Origin of the sequence: Brevibacterium sp. S111 (assembly GCF_004745075.1) — a bacterium.
Lineage (GTDB): Bacteria > Actinomycetota > Actinomycetes > Actinomycetales > Brevibacteriaceae > Brevibacterium.
In genome coordinates this window covers 156,146-173,181 of the sequence record NZ_RHFH01000009.1, presented here as the reverse complement: position 1 = coordinate 173,181, position 17,036 = coordinate 156,146, and the positions used below count along the sequence as shown (strand labels likewise).

Annotated in this window: 14 protein-coding genes; 4 read left to right on the top strand and 10 right to left on the bottom strand. The window is 67.0% G+C overall.

The features are described 5' to 3' along the window. Positions 1-32 precede the first annotated feature (32 nt). The 3 genes from gcvH to gcvP all read right to left on the bottom strand — a co-directional run bounded on the left by gcvH (position 33) and on the right by gcvP (position 4,736). Positions 33-431, bottom strand: a complete 399-nt coding sequence (gcvH, locus tag EB836_RS12105) for a glycine cleavage system protein GcvH (RefSeq protein WP_135540726.1) — start codon at positions 429-431, stop codon at positions 33-35. A gap of 100 nt (positions 432-531) precedes the next feature. After that, a complete protein-coding gene (locus EB836_RS12100) occupies positions 532-1,803 on the bottom strand; it encodes a glycine cleavage system aminomethyltransferase GcvT (RefSeq protein WP_135540724.1) in 1,272 nt (423 codons plus the stop codon). Further along, a complete protein-coding gene (gene gcvP, locus EB836_RS12095) occupies positions 1,803-4,736 on the bottom strand; it encodes an aminomethyl-transferring glycine dehydrogenase (RefSeq protein WP_135540722.1) in 2,934 nt (977 codons plus the stop codon). Before gcvP ends, EB836_RS12100 begins: the two co-directional genes overlap by 1 nt. Positions 4,737-5,183: 447 nt before the next feature. Between gcvP and EB836_RS18200 the strand changes: the two genes are divergently transcribed. Continuing rightward, positions 5,184-5,345, top strand: a complete 162-nt coding sequence (locus EB836_RS18200) for a hypothetical protein (protein WP_167854448.1) — start codon at positions 5,184-5,186, stop codon at positions 5,343-5,345. 167 nt (positions 5,346-5,512) lie between these two features. Here the strand turns inward: EB836_RS18200 and EB836_RS12090 are convergent, their stop codons facing one another. The 5 genes from EB836_RS12090 to EB836_RS12070 all read right to left on the bottom strand — a co-directional run bounded on the left by EB836_RS12090 (position 5,513) and on the right by EB836_RS12070 (position 11,851). Then, entirely contained in the window at positions 5,513-6,655 is a 1,143-nt protein-coding gene (locus EB836_RS12090; RefSeq protein WP_240689930.1) for an MFS transporter, read from the bottom strand. 208 nt (positions 6,656-6,863) lie between these two features. After that, positions 6,864-7,946: a phosphotransferase family protein gene (locus EB836_RS12085; RefSeq protein ID WP_135540720.1), complete on the bottom strand. Its 1,083-nt coding sequence runs from the start codon at positions 7,944-7,946 to the stop codon at positions 6,864-6,866. After that, a complete protein-coding gene (locus EB836_RS12080) occupies positions 7,943-9,205 on the bottom strand; it encodes an acyl-CoA dehydrogenase family protein (protein WP_135540718.1) in 1,263 nt (420 codons plus the stop codon). Before EB836_RS12080 ends, EB836_RS12085 begins: the two co-directional genes overlap by 4 nt. Beyond that, on the bottom strand, positions 9,202-9,981 hold the full coding sequence (locus EB836_RS12075; RefSeq protein WP_135540716.1) for an SDR family oxidoreductase: 780 nt from the start codon (positions 9,979-9,981) through the stop codon (positions 9,202-9,204). Before EB836_RS12075 ends, EB836_RS12080 begins: the two co-directional genes overlap by 4 nt. 109 nt (positions 9,982-10,090) lie before the next feature. After that, on the bottom strand, positions 10,091-11,851 hold the full coding sequence (locus EB836_RS12070) for an AMP-binding protein (RefSeq protein WP_135540714.1): 1,761 nt from the start codon (positions 11,849-11,851) through the stop codon (positions 10,091-10,093). Between the two features lie 349 nt (positions 11,852-12,200). Between EB836_RS12070 and EB836_RS12065 the strand changes: the two genes are divergently transcribed. Then, positions 12,201-12,815, top strand: coding sequence for a TetR/AcrR family transcriptional regulator (locus EB836_RS12065; protein ID WP_240689928.1), 615 nt, complete (start codon positions 12,201-12,203; stop codon positions 12,813-12,815). Positions 12,816-13,115: 300 nt separating this feature from the next. On the opposite strand, the gene EB836_RS12060 is transcribed toward EB836_RS12065, so the two are convergent. Next, on the bottom strand, positions 13,116-13,910 hold the full coding sequence (locus EB836_RS12060) for an SDR family oxidoreductase (RefSeq protein ID WP_135540711.1): 795 nt from the start codon (positions 13,908-13,910) through the stop codon (positions 13,116-13,118). A gap of 172 nt (positions 13,911-14,082) precedes the next feature. On the opposite strand from EB836_RS12060, the gene EB836_RS12055 reads away from it, so the two are divergent. Next, a complete protein-coding gene (locus EB836_RS12055; protein ID WP_167854447.1) occupies positions 14,083-14,574 on the top strand; it encodes a DUF1990 family protein in 492 nt (163 codons plus the stop codon). Between the two features lie 22 nt (positions 14,575-14,596). Here EB836_RS12055 and EB836_RS12050 read toward each other — a convergent pair whose 3' ends face one another. Beyond that, positions 14,597-15,340: an alpha/beta hydrolase gene (locus EB836_RS12050; RefSeq protein WP_167854446.1), complete on the bottom strand. Its 744-nt coding sequence runs from the start codon at positions 15,338-15,340 to the stop codon at positions 14,597-14,599. Positions 15,341-15,785: 445 nt separating this feature from the next. Between EB836_RS12050 and EB836_RS12045 the strand changes: the two genes are divergently transcribed. Further along, positions 15,786-17,012, top strand: a complete 1,227-nt coding sequence (locus tag EB836_RS12045) for a CoA transferase (protein ID WP_135540706.1) — start codon at positions 15,786-15,788, stop codon at positions 17,010-17,012. The last annotated feature ends 24 nt before the right edge of the window (positions 17,013-17,036 follow it).

Below are 17,036 nucleotides of genomic sequence, written 5' to 3'. Positions count from 1 at the left end.
GTTTCCCCGAGTACCCCGCGTAGGGGTGTGGCTCAGAGAGAGTTCGCCTCGGCGTAGGCGGCGGCGTCCATGACTTCGCCGACTTCGGTCACGCTGACCTCGAACAGCCAGCCCTCGCCGTAGGGGTCGGAGTTGAGCAGTCCGGGTGAGTCCACGGCCGCCTCGTTGATGGTGACGACCTCACCGGACACCGGGGTGTAGAGGTCGGACACGGACTTCGTCGATTCGACCTCTCCACAGGTCTCACCAGCGGTGATCGTGTCGCCGACCTCGGGCAGGTCAACGTAGACGACCTCGCCGAGGGCGTCGGCGGCGACCGCCGTGATGCCGACCTTGACGGTCGTGCCGACGAGCGCATCGGCGGCGCCGTCGACCCACTCGTGCTCGGCCGAGTAGGTGTATTTTTCAGGGAGTGGGGGCAGCTGTGCCATGTTTCTTCCTTCTCTGCGGCCCCCGGCAGACAGCGGGGGCCGCGACGTTGTTGTGGCAGGTGAGACCAGTGTACGAGTCACCGGCTTCGCCCGAGTGAACTCAGTTCGACGGGCGTTTGTAGAACGGCAGTTCGGTGACGGTGAAGTCGTGCGCCTTGCCGCGGATGTCCACGGTCACAGCGGTTCCCACCTCGGCGGCGGACCGGTCGACATAGGCCAGAGCGATGGGGTGGCCGAGGGTCGGCGAGGGCTGACCGGAGGTGACGGTGCCGACCTCGGTGCCGTCGACGGACACGGCGGCGCCGGAGCGTGCGGCTCGGCGTCCCTCCGAGGTCAGTCCGACGAGCACGCGCGGCGGTTCGGTCTGCCCGAGCGCGGCCAGAGCCTCACGGGCGAAGAAGTTCTCCTTCGTCTTGAACCCGATCATCCGGCCCAGCCCCGCGTCGTAGGGCGTGGTGTTCTCGTCGAGTTCGTTGCCGTAGAGCGGCATGCCCGCTTCCAGGCGCAGCGAATCGCGTGCGGCCAGCCCGCACGGCACGAGCCCGTAGTCGACGCCCGAGGTCACCAGGGTCTCCCACAGGCGGGCGGCGCCGATGTTCGGGGCATAGAGTTCGAACCCGTCCTCACCGGTGTACCCGGTGCGAGCGAGCATGAGGTCGATCCCGGCGATCGTCAGCGGCATCCACGCGTAGTACTTGAGTTCGCGCACGGCCTCACCGATGGTGACCGTGTCCGCCTCCGCCGAGGCGGCTGACCCCTCGGCATCGCCGGTGGCCTCGGCCTTCGCCGGGTCGCCCGCCCCGGTGCGCGGACCGAATTCGCCATGAGCGCTCTCGTCGAGGGCGCGGAGGATGATCGCTTCCGAGTTCGGTCCCTGCACGGCGATGAGAGCGGTGGCATCGGACTCGTCGACGAGATGCACATCGGCGCCGGGGGCCTCGTCCCGGACGAAGGCCTGGACCCGGTCCTTGAGGGCTGCGACCACGGCGGGCGTGTTCGAAGCATTGGGGACGATGAGGAATTCCTCCTCGCCGATGCGGTAGGTGATGAGGTCGTCGAGGATGTACCCGCCCTCGTTGACGAGGACACCGTATCTGGCCTTGCCGATCTTCATCTTCGAGTACTTCGCCACGAGCGCGTAGTCGAGGAAGGCGGCGGCGTCCGCACCGCTGATGCGCACCTCACCCATGTGGGAGAGGTCGAAGAGGCCGGCGGCCTCGCGCACGGCACGGTGTTCGGCGAGTTCCGAACCGTACTTCAGCGGCATGTCCCAGCCGCCGAAGTCGGTGAACGAGGCACCGAGTTCGGCGTGGATCGCGTGCAGCGGGGTCTCTTTGGTCTGGGCGTTGGCGCCCTGCGTGTTCTCAGTCATCACTTGTCCTCTTCCTCGAACTCTTCGAAGGCCTCTGGCGGCGGGCAGGAGCACACCAGGTTGCGGTCGCCGTAGGCTCCGTCGATGCGGCTGACGGGCGGGAAGTACTTCGTCAGGCGCAGCCCGGGTGCCGGGAACACCGCGGTCTCACGGCTGTACTTGCCGTCCCAGTCATCCATCACGACGGTCGCCGGGTGCGGGGCTCCGACCAGCGGCGATTCCTCGTAGGAGTACGACGTGCCGATCTCGTCGATCTCGGCGCGGATGGTGCGCATGGCTTCGATGAAGCGGTCGAGTTCGGCCTTGTCCTCGGATTCGGTCGGTTCGACCATGAGGGTGCCGGGCACCGGGAACGCCAGCGTCGGAGCATGGAAGCCGAAGTCGATGAGACGCTTGGCCACATCCTCGGCGGTGACTCCCGTCGCCGAGGTGATCGCGCGCAGATCGAGGATCGTTTCGTGGCCGACGAGGCCGTTCTCCCCCGAGTAGAGGATCGGGTACACGTCGCCGAGCTTCTTCGCGAGGTAGTTCGCGCCCAGCAGCGCGGCCCGGGAGGCTTCGCGCAGGCCTTCGGCGCCCATGAGCTCGAGGTAGGCGAAGCTGATGGGCAGGACGCCGGCGGAGCCGAACATCGATCCGGAGATCGGCAGTTCCTTGGCGTTCGGATCCCCGGCGACGAGCTCGGCGGAGGTGGCGTCGCCGGGCAGATACGGGGCGAGGTGTTCGCGCACGGCGACCGGTCCGACACCGGGCCCGCCGCCTCCGTGCGGGATGCAGAAGGTCTTGTGCAGGTTGAGGTGGGAGACGTCGCCGCCGAACTCACCGGGTTTGGCGAGTCCGACCATGGCGTTGAGGTTCGCACCGTCGACGTAGACCTGGCCGCCGGCGGCGTGGACCTTCTCGCACACCTCGCGCACCTGCGGTTCGAAGACACCGTGGGTGGAGGGGTAGGTGATCATGATGCCGGCGATCTTGCCTTCGTGCTTGGAGATCTTCGCATCGAGATCGTCCATGTCCACCGATCCGTCGTCAGCGGTGCCGACGACCTGGACCTGCAGTCCCGCGAGCACCGCGGAGGCGGCGTTCGTGCCGTGCGCCGACTGCGGGATGAGGACAACGGTGCGGGCGTCATCGCCGTTGGCGACGTGGTAGCTGCGGATGGCGAGCAGTCCGGCCAGCTCGCCCTGGGAGCCGGCATTGGGCTGCAGAGACACGCGGTCGTAGCCGGTGACCGCGACGAGCGAGTCCTCGAGGCGGCTGATGAGGGTGCGCCAGCCCTGCGTCTGCTCGGCCGGGGCGAATGGGTGGATGGAGGCGAATTCCGGCCAGGTGATGGATTCCATCTCTGCTGCGGCGTTGAGCTTCATCGTGCACGAGCCCAGCGGGATCATCGTCCGGTCCAAGGCGAGGTCCCGGTCGGCGAGGGTGCGCAGGTAGCGCATCATCGAGGTCTCGGAGCCGTGGGCACTGAAGACGGGGTGGGTGAGGAATTCGGTGTCGCGGTGGAACTTCGCGTCGAATGCGGGTTCGGGCACGGCGTTGGCACCGAAGGTCCCCGCCGAGGCGGCTTCGAACTCGGACTCATCGACTCGGGCGTAGATGCCCAGAGCCTCGAGCAGACCGTTGACATCGGCGACCGTGTGGGGTTCGCCGAAGGAGACGCCGACGGTCGTGCTGTCGATGACGCGGATGTTGAATCCGGCCTGGTCGGCGACGGCGCGGGCAGCTTCGGCATCGGCCACACGCAGGGCGACGGTGTCGAAGAACTCCCAGGTGGCCACCTCGGCGCCGGGGGCGGTATCCGCGGCACCTGCGAACGCGCGGGCGAGCCGGTGGATGCGGGAGGCGATGCGGGTCAGGCCGATGGGGCCGTGGTAGACGGCGTACATCGAGGCGACATTGGCCAGCAGGGCCTGGGCGGTGCAGATGTTACTCGTCGCCTTCTGGCGGCGGATGTGCTGTTCACGGGTCTGCAGTGCCAGACGGTAGCCGGGCTTGCCCTGAGCGTCCTTGGAGACTCCGACAAGCCGGCCGGGCAGCTGACGTTGGAGACCGGACCTCACGGCCATGAAGCCGGCGTGGGGTCCGCCGAAGAACAGGGGCACACCGAAGCGCTGGGCCGAGCCCACGGCGATGTCGGCGCCCTGGCTGCCCGGCTCCTTGAGCAGGGTCAGCGCGAGCAGGTCGGCTGCAAAGGTGACGAGCGCACCGCGGTCGTGAGCGCCGGTGACCGCCTCGGAGAAGTCGCGGATGGCACCGGTGGTGCCGGGCTGAGCGCAGACGATGCCGAAGATGTCTTCGCCGACGAGGCCTTCGGAGAGGTCGGCGACGGTGATGCGGAAGTCCATGGCCTTGGCGCGGGCGCGGACGACGGCGATGGTCTGCGGGTGGAGTTCGGAGTCGAGGACGACGGTCGTCCCCTTCTTCACGGCTCGACGCATGAGCAGGACCGCCTCGGCGACGGCGGTGGCCTCATCGAGGAGGGAGGCGTTGGCGATGTCGAGGCCGGTGAGGTCCTGGACGACCTGCTGGAAGTTCAGCAGCGCTTCGAGCCGCCCCTGGGAGATCTCGGGCTGGTAGGGGGTGTAGGCCGTGTACCAGGCGGGGTTCTCGACGAGGTTGCGGCGGATGACGGCCGGGGTGATCGTGTCGTAGTAGCCCTGGCCGATGAGCTGGGTGCGCATGACGTTCTGGTCGGCGAGGTCGCGCAGGTCATTGAGGACGTCGAATTCGGAGCGGCCCTCAGGCAGGTCGAGCTCTTCGTTCTGGATCGAGTCCGGGACGGCGGAACTGGAGAGCGCGGACAGGGAGTCATAGCCGAGTTCGGCGAGCATGGCCGTGACATCGTCGGTGCGCGGGCCGATGTGGCGGTCGGAGAAGGGGCGTGCGGTGTCCCCTGTTGCCTGCGTCGTGTGGGCGAGTGAACTGGTCAATTGCCGTCCTAGGGTCGGTGTCGCGCCCACCGAGTTCGGAGGACGCAGCGATCACTGAGAGTCCTCCCCGATCTGTCGGAGCTGCTGCCTGCCTGTCGTCTTGTCGACAACGTGTCGCGTTCGCGAGTGTCGCCTCGGTGAGGTGGCCGGTCGGCTCCTTCAGAATTGCCTGCAATCGGTGGTACTGGGCCTGAGAGTTTCCCGGGGAGGGAATTGCACCTACGGCGCTGCTCGGTGTCTGCTGCTTCTGCGTCGGCCGGTGCTCCAGCGATGGCTGGGGCGTGCCCGTTCCCGCGCAGTCGCGGCTGCCCGGCAGCTCTCCCACGTCATGTCTTAGCGGCGTATGAAGTTGTGTGCAGAACCTGCACGGATCTGCGCAGCACCGGTCAGGACTCGCGGCGATGTCCGTGTGGAACCGCGCCTGCTGGCTCTGCGCCTCTGATTCTAGTGAATGAAATCACCCCCGACAAACCTCGAGTCCAGGCGCTGGTCGGCGGCGCCGCCCGCCCGCGCATCGCCCGCGCATCGGCGCTCGCCGAGACCCGGGGCGAGGCACGGGGCGAGCGCCGAAGCACGGGTCTGCTCGCCAACAAACGGATCTGCGCATAGGCCTTTCGCCGAGAAACGGGCCTGCGCCCCGCCCCCTCGCCGACAAACGGGTCTGCGCCCCGCCCACTCGCCGAGAAACGGGGTGAGTGCCGAGAAACGCATGCGTGCACGAGTGCTTCGGTCATCAACCCGTTTGTCGGCAGAGGTGTCGTCTGCCCACGACCGGCTCAGATCGCGTTGAGGTCCTTGCCTTTGGTCTCGGGCAGCTTCACCACGGCGACGATCGTTGCCAGACACAGCAGGATCACCCAGCCGCTGGAGAGCCAACTGAGGTCAAGCGAGTTGAACAGCCCGTTGAGGTAGGGCGCCGTTCCGCCGAACACCGCCACGGACACCGAGTAGGCGAAGCCGATTCCCTGGGTTCGCACCTTCGTCGGGAAGGCTTCGGACAGCACGGCCGAGAGCAGAGCGCCCGCCATCGAGACGACGAGCAGCGCCAGCGTCGATGCGATGAACAGAGACCAGCCGGCGGCGGTGATCATGCCCATGAGCGGATACTGCAGGATCGCCATGAGCACACCGAAGCCGATGAGCACCGGGCGACGGCCGATCCGGTCGGACAGCAGTCCCCAGAACGGCAGCGACACGAGGGCGATGATCTGCGCCCCGACTGTCGCCCAGTAGGCGGTCTGGGCATCCATGCCGCGTTCGGTGATCGCCAGCGTCGAGGCATACGACGTCCATGTGTAGTGGGCGGCGGTGATGCCGGAGGTCATGAGCACGACGAGGACGATGGCGCGGGCGACCCGCCCCCGGTCGACGGGCACGGGCGCGACGGCCTCCGCCTGATCATCGGCTTCGAATACGTCGCTTTCGACCATGCCGCGGCGCATCCAGAGGGCGACGAGAGCGAGCAGGCCGCCGAGCGCGAACGGGATCCTCCATGCCCAGTCGCTGACAGCGGCCTCGGAGAAGACATTCGTGATGACCCCGCCGACCGTGTAGGCAAGCACCGAGCCGCCGTAGATGGCGACGAAGACGATGGAGCCCCAGAATCCGCGGCGGCGTGCCGGGGCGATCTCGGCGATATAGGAGTTCGCCGTCGCCGATTCGCCGCCGTGGGCGAAGCCTTGGGCCACCCGCACGAGGAGGAAGATGAGCGAGGCGAAGACCCCGATCTGTCCGTAACCGGGCAGGACGGCGATGAGGAACGAGCCGCCGGCCATGATGAGCATGGTGAAGATGAGGACGAACTTCCGGCCCTTGACGTCGGCGATCCTGCCGAACACGATGCCGCCGAGTGGCCGCATGAGGAATCCGACGGCGAAGACACCGAGCGTTTGCGAGGACGGATGAGACCTTGTCCTCACTGTTGAACATCGCTGCCGCGATGAACGGGGTGAACACCGCGTAGGCGCTCCATTCGTACCATTCGAGGACGTTGCCGATGGTGCTTGCGACGACGGATCGCCGCTTGAGCTGCAGAGGCACCTTTGTCTCTGCGGTCGTGACGGTCATGGCTTCCTTTCCACTGCTTCTTCGGGGTGGTAGTTCTGAACTGCTCTGATCTGCTCTTTTCTAAGCGATGGCGCCTGCGATGGCGTCGGCCGCCTCGATGAGTTCGGGCACTCCGGTCTCCAACGCCCCGGTGAATCCGCCGGCCGCTGGCGCCTCCCCAGCCAGCCATCGGGTGTAGATCGCTTCGCTGAAGATCGCGGCCTTCCACAGGGCGAAGGCTTCATACCAGGACAGCACGGACAGGTCGAGCCCGGTCTTCTCCGCATACCGGGCGGCGAGTTCGGCCCGGCTGAGGAAGCCCGCTTCCGCGGTCACGGGGGTCAGGTCCATGACCGTGCGCGTATGCTCGCGATCCGTATACGTGGCCAGGAAGTATCCGAGATCGGCGAGCGGATCACCCAGAGTCGACATCTCCCAATCGAGGATCGCCGCTACCTTCACCGGCGAGGATGACTCGATCATGGCGTTCCCGGCCCGATAGTCGCCGTGGACGACCGCATGAGCCTGAGTGACCGGAATGTTCGCAGCCAACCACTCGCCGAGGCGGCTCACCTGCGGCAGGGAACGCTGAGTGTTCTTCTCCCACAGGGCAGAGAACAGCTTCACCTGACGCTGCAGGTAGCCGTCGGGGCGGCCGAGCGCGGCCACTTCGGGAACGGTGACGTCGACGGAGTGGAGATCGACGAGGCGGTCGATGAGGGCCTCGCTCAGCGCTTGCCGGTCGGCCGTCTCGGCGAGGAAGTCGGGCAGGGTGTCGGTGACGACGGTGCCCGGCACGAAATCCATGACGTAGAACGGCACGCCGAGAACCGATTCGTCCTCGCACACGTGGTGGATCGTCGGCACCGCCACGCCCTGGCCGCGCAGCACCTGCTGGATCTTCGCCTCTCGGACCATGTCATGGGTTGATTTCGGAATCGGCGGCCTGGGTCCACGTCTCAGCACCACGTCGATGTCATCGCGGCGGATCCGGAAGGTGACATTCGACTGGCCTTCGCCGATGCGGTCCCAGCGGACGGGGCCGGTCCCGATGCCGTGGGCGTCGAGGTAGTCGGTGAGGACGTCGACGATGAGCAGCGGAGGAGCCGACAGTGCGCGCGCCTCGGCGACGGTGGCGACGACGTCGATGAGCTTCTCGGTCATCGGGCCTCCTCTACGATGTCGAGGCGCGGCGCTCCGGCTGCGACCTGCCGACGGCGCTTCGACGAGGCGCGGCGGGAGATCGCGAACTTGTGCGTCTCCGTCGCTCCGTCGTAGATGCGGAACGGGCGGACGTCATTGAGGTACTGGATGAGCGGCAGCCGGTCGGAGACCCCGTCACCGCCGGTGAGCTGGATGGCGCGGTCGATGACGCGGTAGACGGCCTCTGAGCAGTAGACCTTCGCGATGGAGGACCGGGAGTTCGCTTCCTTCGCGTCCGTGTCGAGTACCTCGGCGGTCTTCGTGATCATCGCTTCGGAGGTCTCGATGTCGATGACCGACTGTGCGATGAGCTCCTGCGCGAGCCCCTGACGGGCGAGGATGTCGCCGAAGGCTTCACGGTGCTCGGCCCGGTCGAGGGCGGTGTCGAGGGCGCGGCGGGCCAATCCCAACCAGCGCATGCAGTGGGTGAGCCGGGCCGGTGCGAGTCGCACCTGCGCGTAAGTGAATCCCTTGCCGGCTTCGCCGAGGATCGCCGAGGCGGGCACGCGCACCTCGTCGAAGTGGACGTAGGGGTGGCCGCCGGCGATCGTGCGGTCGACGGTATGGATCGGCTTACCGACCGTCACCCCCGGGGTGTCTCGATCGACGAGGAACATCGTAGCCGCCTGGCCCTTCTTCGCCTGCGCGGCGCCGGATCCGTCGGTCGCGGAGCCGTCGGCATCCTCGGGGTCGGTGGCGGCCATGACGATGAAGAAGCTGCACAGCTCGGCTCCGGAGATGAACCGCTTGTCCCCGGTGATGACCCAGTCGTCGCCGTCTCTCACTGCGCGAGTAGTCAGTGCCGAGGGGTCGGAACCCGTGCCCGGGTGGGGTTCGGTCATCGCGAAGGAGGACCGCACATCGCCACCTGCCAGGGGCGCGAGGTAGCGTTCCTTCTGCTCCTGTGTGGCGATCTGGGCGAGCATGTGCATATTGCCTTCGTCGGGTGCCATGCAGCCCAGCACGGCGGGCCCGATCGGCGAGTATCCGGCTTCCTGGAAGATCGGGGACCAAAATTCGGTCGGCACTCCCTGGCCGCCCCATTCCGTGGGCACATGCGGGGCGAAGACACCGGCATCCTTCGCTTTGGCCTTGAGCTCAGCCAGGACCGCCTCGTCGAGGTAGTCGCCGGGGTGGGGCTCGGCGGGGATGACGACCTCGTGGATGAACGTGCGGGTGCGGGACCGCAGCTGCTCGACCTCTGTCGGGATCCGGCTCATGCTGTGCCTCCTGCTGTGATGAGTCCGCCATCGGCGGTGAGAATCTGGGCGGTGATCCAGTCGGCATCCGACGAAGCCAGGTAGGCTGCGGCGGCACCGATGTCCTCGGGCGCTCCGAGCCGTCCGACCGCGTACGCGGCGGCGACCTCAGCTTCCCTGCCTTCGTAGAGGGCGGTGGCGAAGCGGGTCTTGACAACGGCCGGGGCGATGCCGTTGACGCGGATATCGGGTCCGAGTTCGACGGCGAGGGTCTTGACCAGGTGGGCGACGGCGGCCTTCGAGACGCCGTACATACCGATGCCTTCGCTCGGGTTCTGTCCGGCGACAGAGGAGATGGACAGAACCCGGCCCTTGTTCTCCCTGAAGTGCAGTCCGTCGTGGCCTATCGCACCCTGGATCCAGGCGAGCGTGCCGAGCACGTTGACCTCGAGGATCTTGCGAGCCGCGTCGAGCTCGATATCGACGGTGCCCCCATAGACGGGGTTGATGCCGACATTCGTGACGAGCACGTCGAGGCGACCGAACTTCTCGGCGATCGTGTCGAAGACCTCGGCGCGGTGGGCCGCGTCATCGGATTTGCCGGCGATGCCCACGGCGGTGCCGGCGGGGAACTCAGCGACGGTCTCGGCCAGGGGCTCGGGCTTGCGGGCGGTGAGGACGACGGTCGCGCCTTCGGCCTGCAGACGCTGCGCGATGCCGAGGCCGATGCCGCGGCTGGCGCCGGTGACGAGGGCGACCTGGCCCTCGAAACGGCGTCCGGTCACGTGTTCGCTCATAGATTCTCCTGTGTTGCGGGTTGTCTGTCGGTGGCTGCCGGTCACGGCCGGTGGGGGTGGTTGGTTGTCAGTGACGGCGGGGCGGGCTGCCTCGGCGTCGGCACGGTTCTCAGTTCTGCGGGGCCGCCTCGGTGCCGGAATTGCGCAGCAGTCTGCGCTGGATCTTCCCGGTATGCGTCTTCGGCAGGTCGGACATGACGTGAACGATGCGCGGGTATTTGTAGGCGGCCAGGCGTTCCTTCGTGAACGCGATGAGCTCCTCGGGGGCGGCCTGCTGACCGGTGCGGAGGGAGACGTAGGCGACGACGGTTTCGCCCCGGTAGTCGTCAGGTTGGCCGACGACGGCGGCCTCGAGCACGGCCGGATGTTCGTAGAGGACGTCCTCGACTTCGCGCGGCCACACCTTGTAGCCGGAGGCGTTGATCTGATCCTTGATGCGGTCGACGAGGTAGATCCAGCCGGCGTCGTCCATGACACCGACGTCGCCGGTGCGCAGCCAGCCATCGTCGAAGGCCGCCTCGTTGGCTTCGGTTCGGCCGAGGTAGCCGGGCGTGACCTGCGGTCCGCGCAGCTCGAGTTCGCCGGCGGTGGTATCGGTGATGACGGACCCGTCGGCGACGTCGACGATCCGCGCTTCCAGCCCCGGGAAAGGCACCCCGATGGCCAGGGTGTCGGTGGCGGGGTCGACGGGTGCCTCGGTGTTCGGTGGGACACCGATGACCGCCGAGGCGGTTTCTGTCATGCCGTAGATGTTGTGGATGTAAAGGCCGAATCGGTTCCGGAACCGCTCCACGGTGGCTGGGGGCACCGGGGCGCCGCCGGAGAAGAGGTAGCGGACGCTTCTGAGGTCGTCGGCGGTGGCGGTCTCGTGTTCGAGCAGAGCGTTGTAGACGGTGATCGACCCGATCGTCACGGTCACCTCGTCTTCACGCATGGCCGTGACGATCTTCTCCGCACTGACGCGGCCGATGAAGTCGAGCGTGATCGGGTGGATGAGTGAGGTCGCTGCACACGCCACGGCTCCGGTGATGTGGAAGAGCGGGGCGATCGCGAGCATGACGTCACCCTCGCCGAGGCTCATCCACGCCCCGTACGAACGTGCCACAGCAAGGATGTTGCGGTGGGTGGCGATCGCCCCCTTGGCCGGGCCGGTGGTCCCGGACGTATAGGTAAGCAGGCCGGCATCGTCGAGGCCGGGCAGCAGGTCAGCGCGGTGGGTCCCTGCGTCGGCGCGGTGGGCTGCGAGGACGTCGGACCACGCCTCGACGGTGATTCCGGGTTCGGGATCGGCCGCCTCGGCGCCGGTAGTGGGGCCGGCTGCCTCGGCGCCGGTGGACGTTGCGGGGGTCGCGCTTGCATCGGTCGAGGTGACGGTGGTGTCGCCGGCGTATTCGTCGTCGTTCGTCGTGAGCACCCAGGTCACGGAGCTGCCGGTCAGCGTTGTCCGGACCTGGTCGAGGTCGCCTTCGTCGCAGATGATCGCCGAGGCGGCCGAATCGTCGATGAGTGCGCGCAGTTCGCGGCCGCGGTACATCGGGTTGAGGACGAGGGGAACGACGCCGACCTTCCACGCCGCCAGCAGTGCCACGGCGAACTGCGGGACGTTCTGGAGGTAGATGCCGATGATCGACGATTTGTGCAGACCACGGGCGAGGAATCCGCTGACCAGCGCTTCGGCTTCGCGGTCGATGTCGGAAGTCGTGAAGGTTCGACCTCGGTAGAGAACGGCACGCTGGTTGGGTGAGGCCGCGACCCGGGCGCGCCACGCGTGGGCTGCGGATTCGTCGTGGATCTCCGGGTCTTGGCCGACTCCGGCGGGATAGATTCGCGTCCACACATGTGCCGTGGAGGCGGTGTCTTCGACTGCCATCAGGTGTCCGTCCTTCGTACCTCGTCGTACTCGGGCAGGTGGTGCTCTTCCGGCACTTTGACCCACCCGACCGATCGCTCGCTCGGTATTGAATGTATCGTAGGTCACGAAACGTTTCGGGCGCAAGAGGCGACCGAGCGGGCAGGCACGTGGCGGACGGAGCAAGCGCATGTCGAATAGGCGGGCGTGTGGTCGACTAGCTGGGCGCGAATCAGTCGCGACGATCAGGCGAGAGCCTGTGCGAGGATTGCTGGGCACCTATTCGGGGATCCACTGGGCATCTCCCCGCTGATTTGCCCGTAGATTAGAGATGACTTCAGACGATGCATTTGATGAGCAAGGACGACTCGTGAGCGACACATCCGCGACCCACTGGCGCAACTACGACACACCGCTGCTGTCGCCGATCCTCGACGCCGCACTCGAGCGATTCGTCACCGGAGGATTCCACGGGACGAGCATCCGACAGCTCGCCGGAGCCGCCGGCCTGTCGGTGCCCGGCCTCTATCATCACTTCGCGTCGAAGCATGCGATTCTCGCCGAGATCGACCGGCTGGCCATGGAGGACCTGTGGCAACGCAGCATCGCAGCCTTGGCCGATGGTCCGCAGACCCCGCTGGCGAGGTTCGACCGACTCGTCGAATGCCTGCTGCTCTTCCACGCCCACCAGTCGGCTTTGGCGTTCATCGCCTTCAGCGAGATCCGCGCCCTGCAGGGTCAGCACCGGCGGGCACACATCGCGGCCCGTGACCGGCAGCAGAAGCTGCTCGACGAGGTGCTCGAAGAGTGCGTCGCCGACGGTACCTTCACAACGGAGCACCCGCGCGATGCGTCTCAGGCGATCACGACGATCTGCACGGGCGTGTCTCAGTGGTATCGCCCCGACGGCGAACTCGAACCGGCGGGGGTGGCGAAACGCTACGGCGAGATCTGCGCCCATGCAGCCGGACTGCCGGCGGAGTAACCGAACTGCCGGCCGAGTAACCGGACCGCCGGAGGAGTAGCCGGACTGCCGGCGGAGTAAGACGAAGCAAGAGCTTGGGGACTCGCCGATGAATTGACCCTCGCAGCTGCCAGCCACAGAGAGAAATGGTCGCAATCGGATACATTTCAGCCCTTGAAAGTATCCGATTGCGACCACTGTTTGAGTCTTCAGTGCCTCCGCGACCCGGCAATGGCGACCTCAGGCGCTGTCCGCGACGTCAGACGTCCCCGCCGTCAGAAGCCCCCGAGTCAGGCACCCGTGTGTCAGACGCCCGCAGCGTCAGGCGCTGCCGCCGGCGGTGATGACGCCGCCGTCGGCGGTGAGCACCTGGGCGGTGATCCAGTCGGCATCGGCCGAGGCGAGGTAGGCCACGGCCGCGGCGATGTCCTCGGGCGCACCGAGACGCTTGACGGGATACGCCGAGGCGACCTCCTCCTCGCGTCCTTCGTAGAGGGCGGTGGCGAAGTTCGTCTTGACCACGGCCGGAGCCACGGCGTTGACGCGGATATCGGGCCCGAGCTCGACGGCCAGGGACCTCGTCAGATGGGAGACGGCGGCCTTGGAGATTCCGTAGAAGCTGATGCCTGGGCTCGGGCGCTCACCGGCGACCGAGGAGATGCTCACGATCCGGCCCTTGTTCTCCCGGAATCCCAGCTTCTCGTGGTGGACGGCTCCCTGGACCCATGCGAGGGTGCCGAGCACGTTGACGTCGAGGATCTTGCGAGCGGCGTCGAGGTCGAGGTCGATGAGCGGACCGTAGACGGGGTTGATGCCGACGTTGGTGACGAGCACGTCGAGGCGGCCGAACTTCTGGGCGATCGTGTCGAAGACCTCCGCGCGGTGCGCCGGGTCGTCGGATTTGCCGGCGATGCCGATCGCGGTGCCTTCAGGGAACTGCGCGACCGCCTCCTGCAGCGCCTCGGGCTTGCGGGCGGTGAGGACGACCGTGGCGCCTTCGTCGTTGAGGCGCTGCGCGATGCCCAACCCGATTCCGCGGCTGGCTCCGGTGACGAGGGCGACCTGTCCCTCAAAGCGGCGGCCCGAGCGGGGTGAGGTTTCGGTGCGATCTGACATAGATGAACTCCAATGTTCCTGTAGACGACGAGCGGCCCTCGCAGTGAAGCGAGCGTTCGTTCAGTGACCTGGTCTCATCGTATGCAGGTCTGCGACCGAAGACAAGGAGAACCTGGCGCATGCTCGGACGCGCCCGGCGCCGACTGCGGGGACAATGGTGGAGTGAACCATCTTGAGCATCACCTCGGCCTCGGCGACGCCGACTTGTTCCCCCCTGGCACGCGAGGCGATCCTCACCTGGACTCTCCAGGAATCCGCGGGCGTCATCGCTCGCCCTTCGCGTCGCGTCCATCCCGGACAGATCGTCGAGCTGTGGCTCAACCCGATATGGCCTTCGGCGCCACTGCGGTGGCGGGGGCGTGATCGCGTGCTCCCGGTGGGGTCGTGCATCGTCGTCGAGGTCGTCGACGAGGGGACTCGGGCCGGCTTCGTCTACCGAACTCTGCCCGGACATCTGGAATCGGGCGAGCAAGCCTTCCTCGTCGCCATCGGGCAGGAAGGCCGCCTCGGCGTGACCATCACCTCGGATTCCGCTCCCGGGCATCCGCTGCTCCGAGCTTTCTCCCCGCTTTCGGTCGCGGCGCAGCGGATGATGGCCGCACGGTACGCCGAGGGGATGAAGCAGCTGCTCTCCTCGACCCTGGATCGTCACAGACGCAGCTGAACCCCACACCGGCGCCCGCGGCTCAGACGCCGGTCCGCTGCAGAGTCCCGACGACACGGCGAACGGCCGCGACCACCTGGCTCGGCGCCTCCAAGTGCGGAGAATGCCCGCAGTCGTCGATCACTGTGACCGCAGCCTTCGGGAAGACGTGCTCCCACTCCTCGGCGTCGGCCGGAGTCCGCTTCTCATCGAGCCTGCCGTGCAGCACCTCGACCACCAGATCGCTCGACTGACCACTGGCGAGCAGGTCCAATTGCGCCTGACTGCGCAGGATCGAGGCCGCCGTGGCGGCTCCGGCGCGCCTGCTGAACTCGATCATGTCGTCGATCCAGCGCCGAGGCGCTCCCGGCGCCACGTTCTTGAGCGCGAAGCGCTCCCACACCTCGTCGGTCGGGCTCTCGCGCAGTGTCTGAAGGATCTGGTCCACAGCGCCGTGACCGATCATATTCGGACCCGAGTTGATGAGGACCAGCCCGGAGACCAGCTCAGGGTGGTTGAGTGCCGTGACCGCGGCGATGGTGCCGCCGGTCGAATGGCCGACGAGGATCGCCGGCCCTGTGCCGCTCCGGATCCTCTCTGCCACACAGTCTGCTGCACGAGGGATGTCGCAGTGGGGAACGTCGAGCATCCACTCGACGCCGTCGGCGTCGAGCCCGTCGGCGCGAAGATCGGCATGGGCCCTCACCGCGTCGTATGACTTCGCCGACATCAGCGTCCCAGGCACCAGCAGAACTCGCTGTTCGGTCAGGCTCGGTTGTTCGTCCACACATTCATCATACGAATCACCTGCGAATTCTCCCTGGAGCTGGCCGCCCTGATTCGCGGTCGACCGCGCCCGAGGCGGTCGGAATCGGTCCATTCCCTGGGCTTGCCGGGGCCCCGCCGGGCTCCCTGGGCTGCCGGGCTCCCAGGTCTGCCGGATCCCCTGACCAGACGGACTCTTGCCGGAGCCCACTCAGACTCCCGAGCGACTCCTGACCAGCACACCGTCAATACTCTAATCAGCAGTAATGCATGTACATTATTGCTGTTTTCGTTATATGATGAGGCCGAACACACGCCACAGACGTCGCAGTGCCACATATCAGTGCGGCCCCGGCACCGCCCGGGGTCGCCCGGACACCGAACGCGGCCGGCTGCAACCCGGCACCGCCCGAACGCCGGTCGCGGCCGGTTCCGCCAGACCACGACAGACGGGAAGACATTCGCCGATGGAGCAGTCGACCACCACCGCAGACGATCACCGCCGCTCCCCTGCCCACGGCTCTGCCCACGACCGCCTCGAGGAGTTCCTCCCCCGCGCCGGGTCCGGGCCGCTGTCGGGGCAACTCGTCGTCGATTTCTCCCGCGTCCTCGCCGGCCCCTACTCGACGATGATGCTCGCCGACCTCGGGGCGACAGTCATCAAGGTGGAAGGGCCCAAGGGCGATGACACCCGACATTGGGCGCCGCCGGTGCGCGACGACGATGCCACCTATTACCTGTCGGTCAACCGCAATAAGTACGACATCGTCCTCGACTTCGCCGACGCCGAAGATCTCCAGGTCGCTCAGAAGCTGGCGGCCCGTGCCGACATCATCGTCGAGAATTTCAAACCGGGCGGTCTGAAGAAGTTCGCACTCGACTACGACAGCGTCACGGAGTCCAATCCGGACGTCATCTTCGCCTCGGTCACGGGGTTCGGCCCGCAGAATCCGCTTCCCGGCTACGATCTGCTCATGCAGGCACTGTCGGGTTTCATGTCGGTGACCGGCAACCCCGAAGGATCGCCCTACCGCGCCGGAGTCGCTGTCTTCGACGTCATCACCGGGCTGCACACCACGATCGGCGTCCTCGCGGCCGTCGCACACAAGACGCTGACCGGCGAGGGCCAGCTCGTCGAGACCAACCTCATGTCCTCGGCCATGTCCGGCCTGGTCAACCAGTCCGGCGCCTATGCCGCCGCGGGTGTCACTCCGACCCGGATGGGCAACGCCCACCCGAGCCTGTACCCGTATCAGCCGATGGCCGCGAAGTCCGGTGAGCTCATCATCGCCGCGGCCAATGACGGCCAGTTCGCCATCCTCGCCGAGGTGGTCGGACGACCCGATTGGTGCGACGATGCGCGGTTCGCCACCGCAAAGAACCGCAACGCGAACCGGGATGCCCTCGAACCCGAACTGCTCGAGGCCCTCCAAGCCCACACCGCACAGGAATGGTTCGACAAGCTCTCGGCCGCGGGCCTGCCCTGCGCCCCGATCAATACGATCGCCGAAGGCGTCGAACATGCGAAGAGTCTCGGTCTCGAACCTGTCGTGGAGACCGGCAGCGGCGAGCGCATCATCCCGACGGTGCGCAATCCGATCACCCTGTCGAAGTCCGAGGTCTCCTACGATCTCGCCCCACCCGAACTCGGTGCCGATTCCGACCGCATCCGCTACTGGCTCGACACCCTCTAGACGGCACCCCGCCCGGCACACCAG